We start from the raw sequence: 17,381 nt of genomic DNA, 5'->3' as shown, positions 1-17,381 counted from the left end.
CTCTTCAAGTAGACTCGAAGTCCGTCTCTACCTGGGAATTTTATAATTTCAAGGATATAGAGATGACTGACATTACTACTCTACTTCAATCTATCAACTCGTTTGTCTGGGGTCCGCCCCTGCTCGCACTGCTGGTCGGAACCGGCATCTACCTCACCGTCCGTCTTGGTCTGTTGCAGATCATGCGTCTGCCCCTTGCGCTCAAGCTTGTATTCAGCGGCGACAAAGGTACCAGAAATGAGGGTGATGTTTCTCCTTTTGCAGCGCTTTGCACTGCGCTTTCAGCCACCATCGGAACGGGTAACATCGTCGGTGTTGCTACCGCCATTACGGCTGGCGGCCCGGGTGCCCTTTTCTGGATGTGGGCTGCCGCGTTTTTCGGCATGGCCACAAAGTATTCAGAATGTCTGCTGGCGGTTAAATACCGTGTGAAGGACGCCAACGGTCAGATGACCGGCGGCCCCATGGTATACCTTGAGCGTGGTCTCGGAAGCCGTCTGCTGGCCCGCATGTTCGCCTTGTTCGGCATTCTGGTTGCTTTCTTCGGCATCGGTACCTTTGCGCAGGTTAACGCCATCAAGGACGCAGCCATTCTTACCTTCGGCATTCCCACATGGGTTACCGCAGCGGTGCTGACCACACTGGTCACCATGGTAACACTGGGCGGCATCCGCTCCATCGCCAAAGTGGCAGAGCGCATTGTCCCCTTCATGGCATTGTTTTACATCGGCGCCTCGCTTATCGTGCTGCTGCTGAACCTTGACAAAGTGCCCGGCACCGTTGCCCTTATCGTTGAATCTGCATTCAATCCCTCTGCGGCCTTCGGCGGTGCTGCCGGAATGTCCGTTCTTATGGTCATGCGCAGCGGTATCGCGCGCGGTGTATTCTCCAACGAATCAGGTCTCGGTTCCGCACCTATAGCTGCTGCTGCGGCGCGCACTGATTCCTGCGTGCGCCAAGGGCTTATCGCCATGACGGGAACCTTTTTCGATACCATCGTCATATGCACCATGACCGGTATAGTGCTGGTAATGACCGGTGTATGGAACGACGGAGGTCTGGCCGGTGCGGCCATGACCAATGCAGCTTTCGAGCTGGGTATGCAGTCTGCCTACGGGCCTGCCGTTATCACCATCGGCCTGATGTTCTTTGCCTTTACCACTATTCTCGGCTGGAACTACTACGGCGAACGCTGCACCACGTATCTTTTCGGCACCAAGGGCATTCTGCCCTACCGCCTTGTCTACATCGGCCTTGTTGCCAGCGGCGCCTTTGTGCACCTCGACCTTATCTGGTTGCTGGCTGACATCGTCAACGGCCTGATGGCCGTGCCCAACCTTATCGGTCTGCTTGGTCTTTCCGGTGTGGTTGTGGCAGAAACACGCGCCTACTTTGCCAAACGCGAAGCAGAGCGCACCGTTACCGCGGATTCGGCCGCGCTCGCAGAAGAGCGTTAGGCCATCTCCATAGGAAGTGTGTGGTTGGTGAAAGGCCGGACAGCGGGTCCGGCCTTTCCGCGTTTAAACGACGGCCTGCCCGCCAGACACACTATTACTAAGTGCAGGGTAATATTCAATGCTGCAACCTGAGCTCCTATCCTGCAGCGGGTACCACCGGCACAGCAGCCACTGGTACAGCAATCATCCTGACACAACGCCTCGGACGATGATCTCCGCTTTTCCTGCTGTAATTGTTATCAGGCAAGTAAAAAAACGCCTGTGCCCGAGCATCCGGCAACTTCGCAATCTTACTCATTTCAAGCGTGTACTTTCCAGTCCGCATTATTCCTGATTCAAAGGGCAATCCCCGCTGCCAAGTCTGCTTGTACTGCACCCATGTGTGCACCCTACCGCCTATTACAACATACATCGCCCCCGCCTAGCAGGTGGGACCGCAGACAAAAAAAGCGCCGCCTGCAATCGCAGGCGGCGCGCTGAACAAACACACAAAACAGATGTTATCCGGCAGAAGAGCCGGAGTTACTATCATGCACGTCATGCCGGACCTTATCACCCTGCACGGTCTGCTGCAGCTGCAACTTACGGTTCAGTACTCCGCGCAGCCAGTAAAGGTCCCCCACGGTAAGCGGCGTCACACCGGTCGAAACCGTGGCTATTACCGCGGCCTGCCCCGTACGGTTAAGTATCTGCAACTGACACATGGCAAAGCGAGGAGCAATCACACGTAGTGCCAGAATATCCTGTACAGGAATTTCAAGGCTGCGGTTCCCCATCGGACTGAATAAATCACGCCGCAGCACGCCGTCCTTTACTACAATCTGCCCGCGCCCCAAAAAAGCATGGGCAAGACGGCCCGTTACTATCACCATAAAGAAAAATGCCACACCGAGTGCAATTACCATCAGCATCGGGTCTGCATTGCTTTCACTTTGCATATTCACATACGTCGAACTGGCTCCGGCCATCAGGCTGAGAAGCACTATCAACATCACTGAAATCGCAGGCCACCCGGGTGACAACGGCCATCGGACTTCGCCTTCGATAAGGCGCAGAACAGATCCCGGTGAAGGTTGCTCCGGTGGCAGAACCCTAGAAGTCACGGCCTGATGCGCTGCCGGTCTGTTACGGGAGCCATCAATTTCATCACAAAAAGGCAGCCCTGTCCGGTCCACCAGAATGGCAGAAAGTTGCCGAACTTCATCAAGAGTAAAAGAATGGTCAATGCCTTCATAGCCGGTATCGCGCATGGCAGCTTCCAGATGAAACCGCTCACGTCCCCGAGGGTTTTCTCCGGCTTGCCCCTGTGTTGCCGCGCCTGTAAGGCTGCGGGCTATCCGGCGTTTTGTAAGGCGGATGCAAGCAATATCGTCAAACGGAATAGCGCACATATCCGCCCGCTGCCGCCCGATGACATACAGAACCCGCTCCTCGAAGTTCCATTCCTGCTGTCTGGATTGATTATGCAACATAAGGGCAACCATACCCAGCACCACGGCGCCGACCACACATGCTGCAGTAAGCGCCAGATCCTGCTGAAAAAGAACAGCCAGCCCCATAAGGCTCGTCCCCAGAAACGCCAACACCCTTATGGACGTTCTGTGCTCCGGTCCGGAACCGATACGTAAGACTGAAGGAGTGTCTTCAAGAACAGTCATCGAAGCCATGCGAACTCCATCCCTTAACCGCGCAGACCCGCGCACGTTGCAAAAAGGGCCGAAGCAGTAAGCTCCGGCCCGGATAACCAGATATAATGAACGTTACCTGCCCGAGAAGTCAGGCATTTGCAAGCTAAAGACGAGGCCTGCAACTAAAACCCGTGTTTCATCAACGCGAACGGGCCTCAAATCCTGCTGCCACATCGCGCAGCACGTTTGCGCCTTCGCGGATTGCGGGCACGGCTTCGGGGTTTGCTTCCAGCCTGCGGGCAATCCACATGGCCACATAAACGGCGCCTTCTTCATCAAGGGCGCGTGATACGCCGGGGCGACGAAGTGCAGAGGCCAGTGCTGCAATTTTACGCTCGCGCTCTACAATAGCCTGCTGGAATGCCTTTCCCGCCGCATCTTTCGCTTTCAGAGCAGCCTGTACTTCCGCATACGATGCATTCTGCTCAAGCAGGCTCTGATAGGTATACAGCGCTTCTGCAAAAGCGCCGTTGGCATCCAGCGTTGCTTTGCGGGCAGCAAGGCACGCTTTTACCCGCGCAACAGCATCGGGCATATCAAGAACATTGTCAGCGATTGCCGCAACACCACGGGTAAGGCGGGCGTAAATGGAATACATTTCACGTTTTTCAGCATCCGTCAGCGGCTGTTCGCGCCCTTTGCGCTCACGCACAAGAAAGCCTGCCTGCTGTTCGACAGAAGCCATAAAACGTTCTTCATACAAAGAATAGAGTGCGCGAACCATGGTCGGCGTCAGCACATATGCAAGCACTGCCTCGCGGCCTTTACGGATGTCTTCGCCTTCCCATGAAATACCCGGCATGCCGATTCCGGCATGGGTATTAAGCATTTTCACATCGCGCACAACAACGCCTTCTTTCAGGGCGGTCGGGTAGGTTCCACGGGGGTAATACCCTTCTACCAACCAGCGGGCGATATCGGTAATAAAAGCAGGGCCGATGATGCTGTCTTCCGTTACGGCCGGTACGCTGTCTTTACTGTTCTGCTGCGCACCTGCAGCTGCGACGGAATCAGCATCAGTCATATTGCCGGATGCGTTGTTTGTCCGGTTGCCCTGAGCGTTGCTGTCAGGCAGCCCCCCGATTTGGCCTGCTGCAGTTTGTCCGGCGGCACCAGCCTGACCGGAAGAGCCAGCGGCATCTGAGGAATTTCCCCCGCTACCGGAAGGAACCGGCATCGTCATCTGACCGGAAGGTGTATTCTGTCCCACCTGCGGAGGTTCAGACGACCCGCTTTGCCACAGAAAATATCCTGCAGCGGCAGCCAGCAAAACAACCACAACCAGAATTACCACTCCCCCCTTTCTGCGAGGAGGAGGTGTCATATCAAGCGATTCTCTTTTGTTACTCATAAATTCTCCGAGGGGCGCGATTATACGTCTACTTTACCTCGTGCTATCAACAGTGCAAGTGTTATACCCGCAACAAAAGACAGCGCAAGGTTGGTGGTCAGCGTCAGTGCTATCATACAAAAGACCACAAACAAACCGTTGCGGTCCAGCACATCACGAACAGTCAGACACAATTCCACTCCCGCAATAAGCAGCAGCGTTCCCAGCACCGCCAACGGCAACAACCGGACAGCATCCAGCATACCACTGCCCAGCATTATGGAAAACAAAACAAATGCAAGACCTATAATAAGATTTGATCCGCACGTACGCGCTCCGAAGCGATAATGCGCGGCAAGCCCGCCTGCTCCGTGGCACATGGGCATACCGCCCAGAAAAAAAGCTCCCGTACATGCAGCACCCATGCTGATGCAAAGCGATCTGGGTGTTACACGCCCGGAAGATTCGGGAAAATAATGATGCGACAAATCCGCGTTGGCAATGACTGCATTGCCTAACGTCATAGGCAACTGAGGCAGAACAAGCACCGGCAGCGCATAGGCAAAATCACTCAGCGCAGGAAGCCCCGCAGGCAACAGCTGCGGCATATGGAAGCCAAGCTGGAAATCAACAGGAGAAAGCAGAAGCCCCAGCAGAAGCCCAGACCCCACAACGACAAGCGCTGCGGGAAATTTTTTACTTCCCAGCAGGAGCAATGCACTGACAAGAAAAGCCACACCTAACAAAAGACTCCACGGTACAGGCCCCAGAGAACCAAGGCCAAGAAAAGGCTCGCTAAGTTCCTGCTGCAATGAATGCTGGCCCAGCATAAACCGGATGCCCTGCGTTGCCAGCAGCACACCTGTGGAGGCCTGAACTCCTCGTATAACCGCGCGGGGAATATGCCTGCGGAGCACTTCAACCAGATTCCACTTGCCGATAGCCAGCATGCCCAGCCCCATAATCAGACAAGCGGCGCTTACAGAGCCGGTACTTACCCCGGTTGCCACAGCGTATCCGCCGATGGATTTCATGGGCTGTACCGCAACCGGTACACCGTAATAATGCCCTGCTATGATGTAATAAAGGCCCACGGCAAGAAACAATCCCATAGGATCAAGGCCGTTTACCATGATCATACCGACTGCAAGAGGAAGCAACGTACCCAGATCACCCAGAGAACCGGCAAATTCCATCCTGTCGAAACGATAGCTCCCGAATTGCATAACAGAGCTCCTGACCAGAGTTTGTTTTGACACTTTTACCACTGTGTTGCAGAAGAATGAAGCATGAAAACACGTTACTTTTCATGCGGGCAAACAGGAGGACGTTGTGCAACACCTGATCGGGTATATTTATGTGGGGCTGGCAGCATTGATGTGGGCCTTCATCGGGCCGCTGGCACAGATATGCTTTAATGAGGGCACCACCCCTATAGAAGTTGCCTTCTGGCGATGCCTTACCGGAGCGCTCTTTTTTCTTATTCACGCCGTAGCAACCGGCCAATGGCGCGCAGAAATGCGGGACGTACCTGTATTTGCGGCCTTCGGCCTTGTAGGCGTTGCGCTGTTTTTCGGATCGTATCAAATATCCGTACTGGAAGGGGGCGCCGCTCTTGCTTCCATTATGCTGTACACTGCTCCGGCATGGGTCACGCTGCTTGCCCGAGTATTATTTGCAGAAGCACTTACCCCGCCGCGTCTGGTAGCTCTTGCTCTTGCCATGTCAGGCACTGCGCTTGTCAGCCTTTCAGGTGGCGCGGGAAGCGGCTCTGTTGTAGCAGGCGTCTTGTGGGGGCTTGTGGCCGGTTTCAGCTACTCCCTGCATTATGTCTTCGGCAAAACGTACCTGCACCGTTATTCCTCCGTAACGCTGTACTCTTACTGTCTGCCTGCAGGAGCACTGGCGTTGTTGCCGTGGGTCACATTCTCGCAGCACAGTGCACTGGGCTGGTTTGCCCTGATCATGGAAGGCTTTCTATGCACATGGCTTGCCTACCTTGCCTACTGCGCAGGGCTTAAACGTCTTGCTGCATCCCGCGCTGCGATTGTTGCAAATCTGGAGCCTGTGGCAGCAGCCGTGCTGGCATACTGGTGGTGGAACGAACTGCTCCCCCCCATAGGTATTGCAGGCAGCCTGCTGGTTCTTTCCGGCGTTTTTGTGGTTGTACGTGAAAAAACTGAACCCGCTACTGATGACGATGCCGTACAACACATGCAGTTACAAAAGTCACATGAAGAATCCTGATTTCAGCCCTGCGGCATTAACCAGACAGCTTACGCTGCCGACTCTGCTATCAGTACGTTTTTTACCTTCCGACAATCTTCAAAACAGGGCACACAAACATAAAAGGCCGGAGCAGATACCTGCTCCGGCCTTACTATTCATACATTGCCTTTGGCTACAGCAAAGGGTTCTATCGCATTTCCGCAATAATATCGTTGAGCTCTACAGCAAGACGGGCAAGATCCGAGACGGCCTGAGCAGACTGGCTCATGGCATCAGCCGTTTCAGAAGAAATCCGGCTGATCTGCTCCATTGAGCTGTTAATCTGTTCACTTGCTGCGGATTGTTCTTCTGCGGCGGTGGCTATAGCGCGAACTTGATCGGCAGTTTCAACCACCATTCCTACGATAGTATGCAGAGTCTTGCCGGACTCGCCTGCCATATCAGTAGACTGTGCCACCAGCTTAACAGCTTCTTCAGTCGCGATCATATTCTTACGGGTACTATCCTGAATAGCTCCCACGTAATCCACAACCTGTTTGGTGGCGCTCATGGTCTTTTCGGCCAGCTTGCGTACTTCGTCTGCCACAACGGCAAAGCCGCGACCGGCATCTCCTGCACGGGCAGCTTCGATGGCGGCATTCAAAGCAAGCAGGTTTGTCTGATCTGCGATATCTTCAATAACGTTGATTATTTCGCCGATGCCTTCCGCCTTGGCTGCCAGTTCGCCCATTTCTGCTTTCAAGGTTTCAGCCTGAGCAGCCACGGCGTTGATACGCTCGACCGTGCTTTCCACAACCTGAACACCGCTCTTGGCAATCTCCTGTGCCTGATCAGCAGTTTGTGCAGCACTTGAAGCATTTCGGGCTACCTCGATAACGGTGGCATTCATCTGCTCCATAGCTGTCGCACCTTCTATGGTAAGGCTGCGCTGCTCATCTGCACCGGAGCTGGACTGTTCTATCTGCGCAGACAGCTCTTCCGATGCTGAGGACACCTGCACAGAAACTGAACTGGCCGCTTCCGCCGCGCGGGTGATCTTCGCATTCTGTTCCTCCACCATCTTTTGCTGACGACGGAAGTCTGTCATGTCGGTACAGATGGTAAATGCTCCGATCAGATTGCCATCAAGGTCGTAGATAGGTGACCCATCAAGAATGGTATAATGTTCCTGACCATCCCTGTCTTTAAATTCGACCTCCACGCCGGTAATAGGCTGACGTGCAGCAAGAACTTTTTCTGTAAGAGTCTCACGTGACGCATCTTTGTAAAAGAAGTCACCGACCTTCTTTCCCAGATGGTCCTCTGGCGCGCCAAGCTCGCACAGGCAATTCACCATGCCTTTGTTGGTAAACGTAATGTTGCCGTTGATATCGGTGACAAGGCAAGGCGTTGTCATGCCGTTCAATATGCCGCGGGAAAAGCCCAGCTGCTCTTTCAGCTTGTCCACCATCTCACCCAGATTGCCTTCCAGTTTGCCCAGCTCGTCCTGCGAGTGCACAACAAACTTTGCGTTCAGGTCTCCCTGAGCAATCCGGTAACTTGCATCTGTAATTTCCAGCACAGGCTTAATGATGGTTTTACGCAGGAAAAAGAACACAATTGCTATAAGTGTGACCAGCCCGCCCAGTGAAAGCGCTACTGTTTCGACAACTTGCCGATCAATCCCCTGAATCATGGGAGTTACATCTTTTACAACGACAAGCTGACCGAGAATGGGCTGTGAAGCACCATGACAATGATGGCACGACTCTTCGTTAGGGATTGATGTACTACGCAGCAAAAACGAGTTGCCGCCATCTTCCAGCAGCATTCCTTCCTGAGCTTCAACTTTCAAAGCCCGACGCGAAAGATCAATGGCTTCGGCATTTGTAAAAACCTTATCCATATTTTTGCGTACAGTATCCAGCTGCGTGCTGTACGTGATGTTGTTTTTAAAGTTGGTAATATAAACCTGAGTGTCGGGATAACGCTCTGCCAGTTTGGCAAATTGTGCCTTTGTGCCATCGTCGTCACCAATCAGCATGGGGCCGTCTATGGACAACTTGACCAGTTCCGATACGCGGTTAAGCGACGTGTCCAGCTGTTCAACCATGCTGTCCTTCTGGCGGACAGCAGTCACCCCGATGAGGACTGAGAACACAAGAACCGATATGCATGCAATCAGAGCAAGCGTTTTTAAGCCGATAGAATTTTTAATAAACTGCAGCATACGTCCTCCTAGTGCGCCCCGCTAGAAATCAGCGGCTTGTACCCGAAGGCCTGTACGCGGCTTTCGTTGTGGCAGGTTTCACAGTTTTTCACATCGGGCTTGCGCGTGATCAGTTCCGGATCACCAAATTCCGAATGCGCTGCACCCGGCCCGTGGCAGGTTTCGCAGCCGACATCGGCAAACTGCGGGGTAGTTTCAAAGCTGACAAAACCACCTTTACCATAACCTGTGGTATGGCATTCATAACATCCCTCAAGCTCCGCTTTTGTAAGGTCCGATGCCATGATCGAAACACTTTTCCATGACTTTGCTTTGACGGAATGCTTTTTAAAAGTTTCATATTCTGTTTCATGACACTCTCCACAGCGGGCCGAGCCCACATAATCGCCCGCGTAAGAGACGCACGGCGAAACTGACAAAAACACAGTGCACAATGTCATGGCAGCTACAGACAGCAACCCCTTGCTCATGATTCCTCCTGCTTCCCGCAACACTCTTCCATACTGCTGTTCGGCATCCTCAAAACGTATCACCCGCGGCCGAAAGCAAAAGAAGTGTTTAATTTTCTACTCCCTTATCGGCTGCTAAGCCAAATCCTTAATACTGTCAACTGACTATAAATTGTAAAACTGTACATACGCCCAACACGTATGTACCAAATCAAAACGTAAACGTTTCATTAAAGCGTTTATTCGCACAATCAGTACGCCTTTGTAACATCACTTTTAAAGAAGCAAAGTGCATTTACCATACCTGCGGCACAATACATTTAAACCAAGCATCAACTGCAACATCACCCTACCATCATAGTATACACTCACTATCAAAAAATAATTAAGCTATCGTTGCGCCTCTGCTTTCAGTTCATATCTAAAAAAAGGATCACCACCCGATCAAGTCATACCCCCCAACAGAAAAACGGAACGCTCCGGAGTGTTAACTCCGGAGCGCAAACGTAAACAAAACAGTTTAAGACTAAAAAATAACGTTCAGGCTATCAGCTACGGGATATTTTTCGCCACAAACCGGCTGTCCGTGCGCCTGCGCGGCTCCAGAGGCCTGTCGCTGCCCGCCCGCTTTCCTTCACGCCGTTGCCTATTACTCTTGCAGAGCCAAGAGCGCCCTTTGAAACTGCTTTACTCAAAGCCGTAGTGGTATCTCCAACTACAGCAACAGTTTCCACGGCACCGGAACGTAACAAATTTGCTCCGTCATATATACCCGTTCCGGCTACTCTGGCGGCACAGGTCACTCCCGTACCGACAGCACGCGCTGCGCCGCCTACACCTGTGCCCACAGCTTTTGCCGCGCCTCCCACTCCGGAACCCACCGTACGGGCGGCACCGCCTACGCCGGCACCAACAGTCCGCACGGCCCCGCCTACACCGCCTGCAACAGCATCTGCGGCCCTGCGTGCAGTTCTTGCGCCTGCGCCTACTGCATCACTGACCTTTTTTCCGCAAACTTGCGCAGCAGCCTGCCCTGTTTTTGCTATGACAACCTTAACTGTCTCGCCCGAGATATCGGCCAGCATTGAAAGTGCTTCTGCAGTGGCAGCACGCCTGTTACCGCCATGAACGGACAACGATCCTGAAATAAAGTTGCGGGTGATAATACCGGTTCGAAGTGTCAGAAGAGCATTCGCCGAGCCATCTACGAGAGAAGCCGTAATCGCCGTAGCCACAGCCTCGGCACCAGGTAAAGCACCAAGTGCAGAAGATGCCACTGCAGGCCCGATGATGCTGCCCATAGCTTCTTCACCACCTAAGTCTTCAACACCGGCGGCAAGAAACGATGTTACAGCGACGTTCGAGTACAACGACAACAACTCGGAAGGCGCAGGGCGTTGATTATACAATGCAGAAACGCGCCAGATAAGCCGGGCCAGAAGAGTAAGCACGATAAGAGAATCAAGCTTGCCATTTTGCGATACAGCCGTCCCTACGAAAACCTGTTTCGCGGTGGCGCGAATACCTTCGTCAGCCTTATGCTGCAACACAGCCAGAGCACTCTCTATATCGTGCTCATCCGTAACGTCGATCCCCTGCTCACGCAGGTAGGTATTGCTGCGCAAACGACTCAGCAACGCAGCTTTATACGTCTGCAGCTCTTCTTCATCCGGCTTTGCCGAAAGGGTCAGTGCATGCGGCCTGAAAAACGGTGCCGCCGCATACCATATTGCAAGCCCGATAAGGGTAAGGCTGAGCAGCGCTGTCCATACCGCCAGATCAGGGTGGATGCGCGCCGCCAGATCAGCCAGCACAGAAACAGCCCCGAAGAGATAGACAGCAAACAAAGAAAGCAGCAGCACAGCTACGATTATGGAAATCCGTTTTATTACTGAAAGCATAGTGTTCTCCATCGTGCACCACCGGCTAAAAATTCCTCCGGCGTGGTAGCCTGATAAGTGCGCATTAAATGAACACAAGTCAAATGAGCAAAAAACAGCGCAACCGCATCCGGTTGCGCTGTTTGCTATCGGGCAAGGACAGGAGCCAGCAACTTTGCATAGTGCCTTGTGATTTCTGCCTGAAATTCCGGCGCGACATGGTCTTCAGAATCACCCGTTTTGTACACAGGCAAAGCTGACAGTGTATCACACAAACGTAATAAACTTTGTCTTGCGCAACAGAGCGAAAGTATCATTCAGATATGGTTGCGAGCGTGCGACAACCTCTTCATGCATCGGGCCGAAAACGAATACGCAACGAATTCCGCGTTCCTTGCAATAACGGGCAAACATATCCAGAGCTTTCACAACGGACTCGCGAGGGGTTCCCGTAATCCAGTTTTCCCTTCCCAACGTACGCATCCCGTTATTAAAACGTCTTTTGCTCTGCTCCGTGTACAGCGTATCATTGCTCAGTCCGGCGGTCATATCCGGCTTGCCATACTCAAAATGGTGAAAGCCGGTTACAAACTGCACATAGCCCATCACAACGTCCACTGCAGACATCCCTTCACTGATCTCAATAGATTTGAAGGTCTGCGGCAGTTGCAGGTCAACCGTTGCATACGGCCACGAGCCGAAACGACGCTGAAACACATCCAGTGTCTGCATGATGACCACATTTCGGATTTCCGGGTGCTGATCCATGGCGCGTAGCGCCATATTGATTGAGCCTTGCACTCCGAAACTACCTGTCAAAGCCAGTGACAACGAAGAAGTTCCTGTAATTTCTGAATAAAGTGGTGCATTAATGGCATTGCCCAACGAACTGTCGCCTACAAACACAGTTTGCACAGAAGCTTCGGTATCAATCTGTTCTATCTGGTGTCGTACAAGCGCATCCTGCTGGATCATTCTGAACCCGCTTATATAGTTGGCATACAGCACCAACTTAAACACCACAAACAGCCCAAGCGCCCAGCACAACGCATACCAAGTGTGTTTTTTATATATTTCTGCGCGCATAGTTAGAACCTGAAGTAGATGAACTCGGAAACATGACCTGAATCAGCCATAAAATAAAATGAGCAGAACAGGCAGACTACAATCCATGCAGTCCAAAGCAGGGTTGGCTGCACCTCAGCCGCAAGAGTGCGTGCGTTGGGGCACAGGAAAGCAATGACACAAGCTGGCGCCAGAAACCGCAACTGAGTATACGGGCCGACCCCTGTAGCGGCTTCAAACATATCCTTGAAAGCTCTTGTCATGCCAAAGCCATGCAGCCCCAGCATCCCTTCGTACACCTTGACTGCGTCTGCAAAAGTATTTGCCCTGAAAAGCACCCACGCAAGACTAACAAACAGAAAAGTCACAGCCCATCCGGCAAATACCGGCATTCGGTGATTGTTGCGCGTCCAGACACGATGCACAGCCATGCCGACACCATGCAGTGCCCCCCATGCTACAAAGGTCCAGCCGGCACCATGCCATAGCCCACCTAAAAGAAACGTCAGCACAAGATTTGTCAGGGTTCGGGCTTCCGACCGCCTGTTTCCACCAAGGGGGATATAAAGGTAGTCCCGCAGCCAGCGTGAAAGCGTAATATGCCAGCGCCGCCAGAAGTCCTGAATGTTTACTGCACGGTACGGAGAAAGAAAGTTATCAGGCAACCGTACGTTAAACATGCGGGCGGCCCCAAAAGCCATGTCGGTGTATCCTGAAAAATCAAAATACAACTGCATGGTGTAAGCAAGGCTTGCGCCCCACGCAGCTCCAAAACTCAACGAATCTGCAGTATCAAAACCGTACGTGGCAGTAATTGCCAGATTGTCTGCAATGACAATTTTTTTAAAAAGGCCCAATGCAAACAAAAAAAGGCCGATGTAGATATTTTTCCAGCTTACAACTCGCGAACGAAGCGAGGCAAACTGAGGCATCATTTCAGAATGATGTACGATGGGGCCAGCTATCAACTGCGGAAAGAAACACACAAAAAGCGCGTAATCTGCAAAGCCGTGCGTTCCTACCTTTCCTTTATAACGGTCTACCAGATACGCCACCTGCTGGAATGTAAAAAAGCTGATGGCAGCGGAAGGACGATGTTCTGCAAAGGAAGCGCGGCACCGGTAAGCGCATTGACTGAACTTATAAAAAAGTCAATATATTTATAGTACCCCAGCAGGCTGATATTTATAACAATATCTGCAATAAGAATGCCCTTGCGGACTTTACCCTGTGAGGCGTCCATAGCTCCGGAAAGAAGATAGTTACCGGTAAGCGAACCGACAATCAGCAGTAAATATGCAGGGTTCCACCAGCCGTAGTACACCAGAGACGCAAAAGCAGCCACAGTTCTGCCGCCCGGGCCAGCCGGTACTTACACAGCAGAAAAAAGCCGCACACTACGAGCGGCAAAAAAACAAAAAAAAATCAAATGTACTAAAAATCATGAATAGTTCTGCAAAATACAAAAAGACTGGAGAGATACGGAGAAGCCTCAACGTGCAAAGATACACAACCCGCACAGGCTCCCTCCGTCGCAAGAGCGAGTAGTAGTCCTTTCACCGCACCCAGTAAAAAGTCCGCCAACACCGTAAAATCTAAGTTGTTACTAGATAATCATTTAAATATAGCAATCAGAGGAAAATAGAGTATCTTGATAAGAAGGCTTCCTGCCTTCTTTGACGTAACTCATTAATCAGGAGATATTCATATGGAAACCAGTGCTCGCAACACCTTTACCGGCACTATCACCAGCGTTGTTTCCAGCGCCGTGCAGACCGAAGTTGTTATAACCACCCCTTCCGGCAACGAAGTTGTCACCACAATAACCAACAACAGCCGCGATAAGCTGGGGATCGCCGTCGGGAAAAAGGCTTCGGCTCTGGTAAAGGCTCCTTTTGTAATGCTTGAAAAGTCTGCCACGCCTTCGCCCACAAGTGCGCGTAATGCCTTTCCCGGCACCGTTACTGAGGTCATTTCTGATGAAGTGATCAGCGAAGTGAATGGCAAGCTGGAGGATGGCACAGACATTTGCGCTGTTATTACAACAGGCAGTGCCAAAAAGCTGGGTGTGGAAGCAGGAAAGACGTTCGTCTTTTTCTTTAAAGCTCCCTCCCCCATTGTTGTGATGGCATAATACAGCCAGAATTGTGTGCCCCGCATGTAGGTGTGGGGCTTTTTTACACCGTTACACGAAACAAAACAGACAACGCCACAACTGCATGTGTGCAACTCACTTTTTTAAAAAGCATCGCAAGGCACGTAAGCAGCCAGACAAGGCAACAGAGTAGCTGCCAACCGGTAACAAGCTTATTCCCCGATACAAGTGAGATCTGCCAACGTTCCCACCTTACACCCGTCAAAGAAAACACAGTTACGGCCCGCCCCTTTACTTAAATACATCTGTGAATCAGCCCGCTCAACCACAGCATTTGCCAATTCACCTTTGTCTGCAATAGCGGCCCCGACAGAAATAGTGACCTGAATATTTTCACCGCGGTGCTGAACCCACGACTGTTCCACCAGCTTGCGCAATCGTTCCGCGATAATCACCAGACTGCGTTCAGTGGTATTTGTTATCAGCATCACGAACTCCTCTCCTCCCCAGCGACAGGCTACGTCAAAAGGGCGAAGGGCTGCTTGCAGGGTCTTGGCTACCATTTTCAATACAACATCGCCGGTGCAATGCCCCCACCTGTCATTCACAACCTTGAAGTGATCTATATCGGCAAAAATCACACCGAATGGCATACCTCCTTCTGCCATCCCCTCCTCAAGACGTTCGAGGGTGATATCAGCGAACCTTCTGTTTCCGACTTCGGTCAACGGGTCTGTCAACACCTCTTTTCGCAATACTTCCATTTCCCGTAAAATATCTATATGCCGACCGTCGTTTGAAAAAACCTCTGCGGCACCGACGATCTGCCCCTGTTCGTCACGCAAAGCAGCCGTGCGCACCAGCACAGGCACCCGATACCCAAGCTTATGATGTAAATACACACGGGCTTCTCTCGGCTCGCCATCGCTCAGCGTTGCTGCAAGAGGACAGCCCTCAACACACAAGAGTGTTCCATTATCGTCAACATGACGTAAAAAATTATCCGAGCAGCCCGAGCCTAAAACCTCATGTTTCGCGTACCCGCTTATCCGCTCTGCAGATTTGTTCCAGTTACTTATTTTTAAATCAGGAGTTACAAAATAAACACCGTCTGCCAGCGCGTTAAGCAGGTCGTCGTTACACTGTTCACCCATACAAAATTCTCCATTTGCCACTCCGTATAGAATACTAAAGAGCTTGTATGCAAGCACATTGGCAAGTAAGTATACTAAAAATTTTATACTCCATCCGCAACAAGAACATACCACAGAGTTTCTTTAGCCCAATATACATAAAATAAAACATCACGCGACATCATCACAAATAACATTTTGATTATTTATACACTCTTAGACAACAACAAAACGACCACACACTCATACCGAATATCTTTGTTCTGAATTTTGTATAAAAAAAGCCTCATGCAAAAACATAAGGTTTATCAACTAAAAAACAAAAGTGCAGACTCTAAGAATCTATCTCTTGAATGGTAGAATTAATCAAATGGAGAGTCCCCGCGCGCTTTCATCAAATCGTTAAACGCAATCCGGGCTTGCTGAGCTGCCTCCGAGGCTTCGACTTTCTTTGCTTTTGCAACCATGGCGTCCTGCGTCAGTCGCTGCAACTCGTCAAGAAGCTCCTGCGGAGGCCTCCCATAATGCTCCAGCCCTGCGGAGCGGCAGCCAAAAGTAGGCGGCTGTCGCTTTGTTGCTATCCGAACTGGCAAAGGCGGCGAATACAACACCGGACACCCACAAACAGACCGACGGCAAAGGCAAGTGTGTAGCTACACCACCTGATTAGGGTTAACGTATCCCTTGAACTCTTCGGGGATGGCATAGGTATGCATCATCTGCCCCGCATCGGGCTTGCCTTCTGTACGGTCTACCGGCAGGTCGGGGTTTAAATCCGGCACCAGCGCCAGCAAAAATGTGTCGATAACCAGCGGCTCGCCTGCCGCCTGTTTGCGGGCTATCAGGCTTTCGCCCGCCAGCGTGATTGCAGTAGCCATTTATTCCTCGCTCGCGTTCAGGGTTATACTGTCGTTGCTAAATTCACATACCTGCACCCGCACGGTGCAGGGCGGCACGGCGGCACGTTCCATGGTGTAATCGTTGCCAAACTCGCACACCCGCATACCCACAGGCAGCGGGGTAATAATCTTCCAGCGATACCGCCTGCAGGTGCGCCCGTAATGCTGGATAAGTACGGACAAAAGCGCCTGATTCTGCGCCAGCTGCGTGTCTGTCAGGCGTATGTCGATAATGTCCCAATCCACGCCGGTCATGCGTTCTTCCAGCTCCACATAGCCAATGCCCAGACGCATAAAGATGCGCTTAAACCCTGCCACGCTGCCGGCATCGCGTGCATTGGCATAGGCGTACTTCACCCGCTTGCGAAAAAGTGAAAGCGGCTCGCCCTCAAAGCGGGAAATATCGCGCTGCCATGCCACCAGATTCAGCACCTGCTCGTCGCAGGTTTCCGTATCCAGCTGGCGCACCGGCCACGATGCCCACTCGCCCACCTGCTGCCACCACGCCACTGCGGCACGGCGCAACTTTTCCAGCTCGCCTTTGGCCATCCAGAACGGCAGCGTGATTTTTATCTGCATTATGCGCCCCCGTCGGTAACGGTCAGGCTGGCCAGCACCGGCAATTCCAGCGCGGAAACTATGTCCGCCCTGCTAAACTCCACCGATGCCAGCTCCGGAAGCTGCGCGTGCAGTTCGTCCGCCAGTACGGAAAGCGAAAAACGGCTGTGCGGCCATGTACGTGTCATGGAATAGTCGGAATTTTCGCGAAAGGCCGCCCGTATGCGCCCGTCCACGGCCTGCAGCAGCGCTGTTTTTTTATCGTCCTGCAGGTTGGGCACGGGGTGCACCGTGGCAGTCAGATGTACCGGCAGCGCAGGCATGGGAAAACACAGCATATCGTCGCCGTGGCCGTGGTTTCCGGCATCGCGCACATGGGCGTTTATGGT

The 17,381-nt window shown here is 52.2% G+C and carries 15 protein-coding genes and 1 pseudogene; 3 read left to right on the top strand and 13 right to left on the bottom strand.

All coding sequences use genetic code 11. The annotated features are described in order from the left end of the window. Nucleotides 1–62 precede the first annotated feature (62 nt). Nucleotides 63–1,457, top strand: a complete 1,395-nt coding sequence (locus ACK5LI_RS08655; protein WP_416948269.1) for an alanine/glycine:cation symporter family protein — start codon at nt 63–65, stop codon at nt 1,455–1,457. Nucleotides 1,458–1,957: 500 nt separating this feature from the next. Here the strand turns inward: ACK5LI_RS08655 and ACK5LI_RS08650 are convergent, their stop codons facing one another. The 3 genes from ACK5LI_RS08650 to ACK5LI_RS08640 form a co-directional block, all read right to left on the bottom strand. Continuing rightward, a complete protein-coding gene (locus tag ACK5LI_RS08650; RefSeq protein ID WP_416948267.1) occupies nt 1,958–3,124 on the bottom strand; it encodes a hypothetical protein in 1,167 nt (388 codons plus the stop codon). Nucleotides 3,125–3,284: 160 nt separating this feature from the next. Further along, nucleotides 3,285–4,496, bottom strand: coding sequence for a hypothetical protein (locus tag ACK5LI_RS08645; RefSeq protein ID WP_416948265.1), 1,212 nt, complete (start codon nt 4,494–4,496; stop codon nt 3,285–3,287). Between the two features lie 20 nt (nt 4,497–4,516). Further along, entirely contained in the window at nt 4,517–5,701 is a 1,185-nt protein-coding gene (locus ACK5LI_RS08640) for a putative sulfate/molybdate transporter (RefSeq protein ID WP_416948262.1), read from the bottom strand. Nucleotides 5,702–5,807: 106 nt separating this feature from the next. Here ACK5LI_RS08640 and ACK5LI_RS08635 point away from each other — a divergent pair, with 106 nt between their 5' ends. After that, a complete protein-coding gene (locus ACK5LI_RS08635) occupies nt 5,808–6,722 on the top strand; it encodes a DMT family transporter (RefSeq protein ID WP_416948260.1) in 915 nt (304 codons plus the stop codon). Nucleotides 6,723–6,891: 169 nt separating this feature from the next. Here the strand turns inward: ACK5LI_RS08635 and ACK5LI_RS08630 are convergent, their stop codons facing one another. The 6 genes from ACK5LI_RS08630 to ACK5LI_RS08605 form a co-directional block, all read right to left on the bottom strand. Beyond that, nucleotides 6,892–8,913 carry a methyl-accepting chemotaxis protein gene (locus ACK5LI_RS08630; RefSeq protein WP_416948257.1) on the bottom strand — a complete coding sequence of 674 codons (2,022 nt, stop codon included), beginning with the start codon at nt 8,911–8,913 and terminating at the stop codon, nt 6,892–6,894. Nucleotides 8,914–8,921: 8 nt separating this feature from the next. Continuing rightward, nucleotides 8,922–9,383, bottom strand: coding sequence for a multiheme c-type cytochrome (locus tag ACK5LI_RS08625; RefSeq protein WP_416948254.1), 462 nt, complete (start codon nt 9,381–9,383; stop codon nt 8,922–8,924). A gap of 527 nt (nt 9,384–9,910) precedes the next feature. Further along, nucleotides 9,911–11,263 (bottom strand): DUF697 domain-containing protein, encoded by a 1,353-nt coding sequence (locus tag ACK5LI_RS08620; protein WP_416948252.1) that lies wholly within the window; start codon nt 11,261–11,263, stop codon nt 9,911–9,913. A gap of 246 nt (nt 11,264–11,509) precedes the next feature. After that, entirely contained in the window at nt 11,510–12,328 is an 819-nt protein-coding gene (locus ACK5LI_RS08615; protein ID WP_416948250.1) for a hypothetical protein, read from the bottom strand. A 2-nt stretch (nt 12,329–12,330) separates the two neighbouring features. After that, a complete protein-coding gene (locus tag ACK5LI_RS08610; protein WP_416948248.1) occupies nt 12,331–13,362 on the bottom strand; it encodes an MBOAT family O-acyltransferase in 1,032 nt (343 codons plus the stop codon). Then, nucleotides 13,347–13,652, bottom strand: a complete 306-nt coding sequence (locus tag ACK5LI_RS08605) for a hypothetical protein (RefSeq protein WP_416948245.1) — start codon at nt 13,650–13,652, stop codon at nt 13,347–13,349. The genes ACK5LI_RS08610 and ACK5LI_RS08605 overlap by 16 nt, the downstream gene beginning before the upstream one ends. A gap of 363 nt (nt 13,653–14,015) precedes the next feature. On the opposite strand from ACK5LI_RS08605, the gene ACK5LI_RS08600 reads away from it, so the two are divergent. Continuing rightward, entirely contained in the window at nt 14,016–14,441 is a 426-nt protein-coding gene (locus ACK5LI_RS08600) for a TOBE domain-containing protein (RefSeq protein ID WP_416948243.1), read from the top strand. A 173-nt stretch (nt 14,442–14,614) separates the two neighbouring features. On the opposite strand, the gene ACK5LI_RS08595 is transcribed toward ACK5LI_RS08600, so the two are convergent. The 4 genes and pseudogenes from ACK5LI_RS08595 to ACK5LI_RS08580 form a co-directional block, all read right to left on the bottom strand. Next, the gene (locus tag ACK5LI_RS08595) at nt 14,615–15,556 is read right to left on the bottom strand and encodes a GGDEF domain-containing protein (protein WP_416948241.1); all 942 of its coding nucleotides are present in this window, start codon (nt 15,554–15,556) and stop codon (nt 14,615–14,617) included. Nucleotides 15,557–16,188: 632 nt separating this feature from the next. Further along, on the bottom strand, nt 16,189–16,413 hold the full coding sequence (locus ACK5LI_RS08590) for a phage tail protein (protein WP_416948239.1): 225 nt from the start codon (nt 16,411–16,413) through the stop codon (nt 16,189–16,191). Continuing rightward, nucleotides 16,414–17,013, bottom strand: a complete 600-nt coding sequence (locus tag ACK5LI_RS08585; protein ID WP_416948237.1) for a phage tail protein — start codon at nt 17,011–17,013, stop codon at nt 16,414–16,416. Further along, nucleotides 17,013–17,381: pseudogene (locus ACK5LI_RS08580) on the bottom strand (hypothetical protein); the annotation flags it as partial. The gene ACK5LI_RS08585 and the pseudogene ACK5LI_RS08580, both read right to left, overlap by 1 nt.

This window comes from Oleidesulfovibrio sp. (assembly GCF_047973035.1).
GTDB lineage: Bacteria > Desulfobacterota > Desulfovibrionia > Desulfovibrionales > Desulfovibrionaceae > Oleidesulfovibrio.
The sequence above is the reverse complement of the archived record's forward strand: the minus strand, read 5'-3'. Positions and strand labels throughout refer to the sequence as shown.

Coding starts and splice junctions, on each gene's coding strand:
- ACK5LI_RS08655 (WP_416948269.1), top strand. CDS start 63: ATGACTGACATTACTACTCTACTTCAATCTATCAACTCGTTTGTCTGG.
- ACK5LI_RS08650 (WP_416948267.1), bottom strand. CDS start 3,124: ATGGCTTCGATGACTGTTCTTGAAGACACTCCTTCAGTCTTACGTATC.
- ACK5LI_RS08645 (WP_416948265.1), bottom strand. CDS start 4,496: ATGAGTAACAAAAGAGAATCGCTTGATATGACACCTCCTCCTCGCAGA.
- ACK5LI_RS08640 (WP_416948262.1), bottom strand. CDS start 5,701: ATGCAATTCGGGAGCTATCGTTTCGACAGGATGGAATTTGCCGGTTCT.
- ACK5LI_RS08630 (WP_416948257.1), bottom strand. CDS start 8,913: ATGCTGCAGTTTATTAAAAATTCTATCGGCTTAAAAACGCTTGCTCTG.
- ACK5LI_RS08625 (WP_416948254.1), bottom strand. CDS start 9,383: ATGAGCAAGGGGTTGCTGTCTGTAGCTGCCATGACATTGTGCACTGTG.
- ACK5LI_RS08620 (WP_416948252.1), bottom strand. CDS start 11,263: ATGCTTTCAGTAATAAAACGGATTTCCATAATCGTAGCTGTGCTGCTG.
- ACK5LI_RS08615 (WP_416948250.1), bottom strand. CDS start 12,328: ATGCGCGCAGAAATATATAAAAAACACACTTGGTATGCGTTGTGCTGG.
- ACK5LI_RS08600 (WP_416948243.1), top strand. CDS start 14,016: ATGGAAACCAGTGCTCGCAACACCTTTACCGGCACTATCACCAGCGTT.
- ACK5LI_RS08595 (WP_416948241.1), bottom strand. CDS start 15,556: ATGGGTGAACAGTGTAACGACGACCTGCTTAACGCGCTGGCAGACGGT.
- ACK5LI_RS08590 (WP_416948239.1), bottom strand. CDS start 16,413: ATGGCTACTGCAATCACGCTGGCGGGCGAAAGCCTGATAGCCCGCAAA.
- ACK5LI_RS08585 (WP_416948237.1), bottom strand. CDS start 17,013: ATGCAGATAAAAATCACGCTGCCGTTCTGGATGGCCAAAGGCGAGCTG.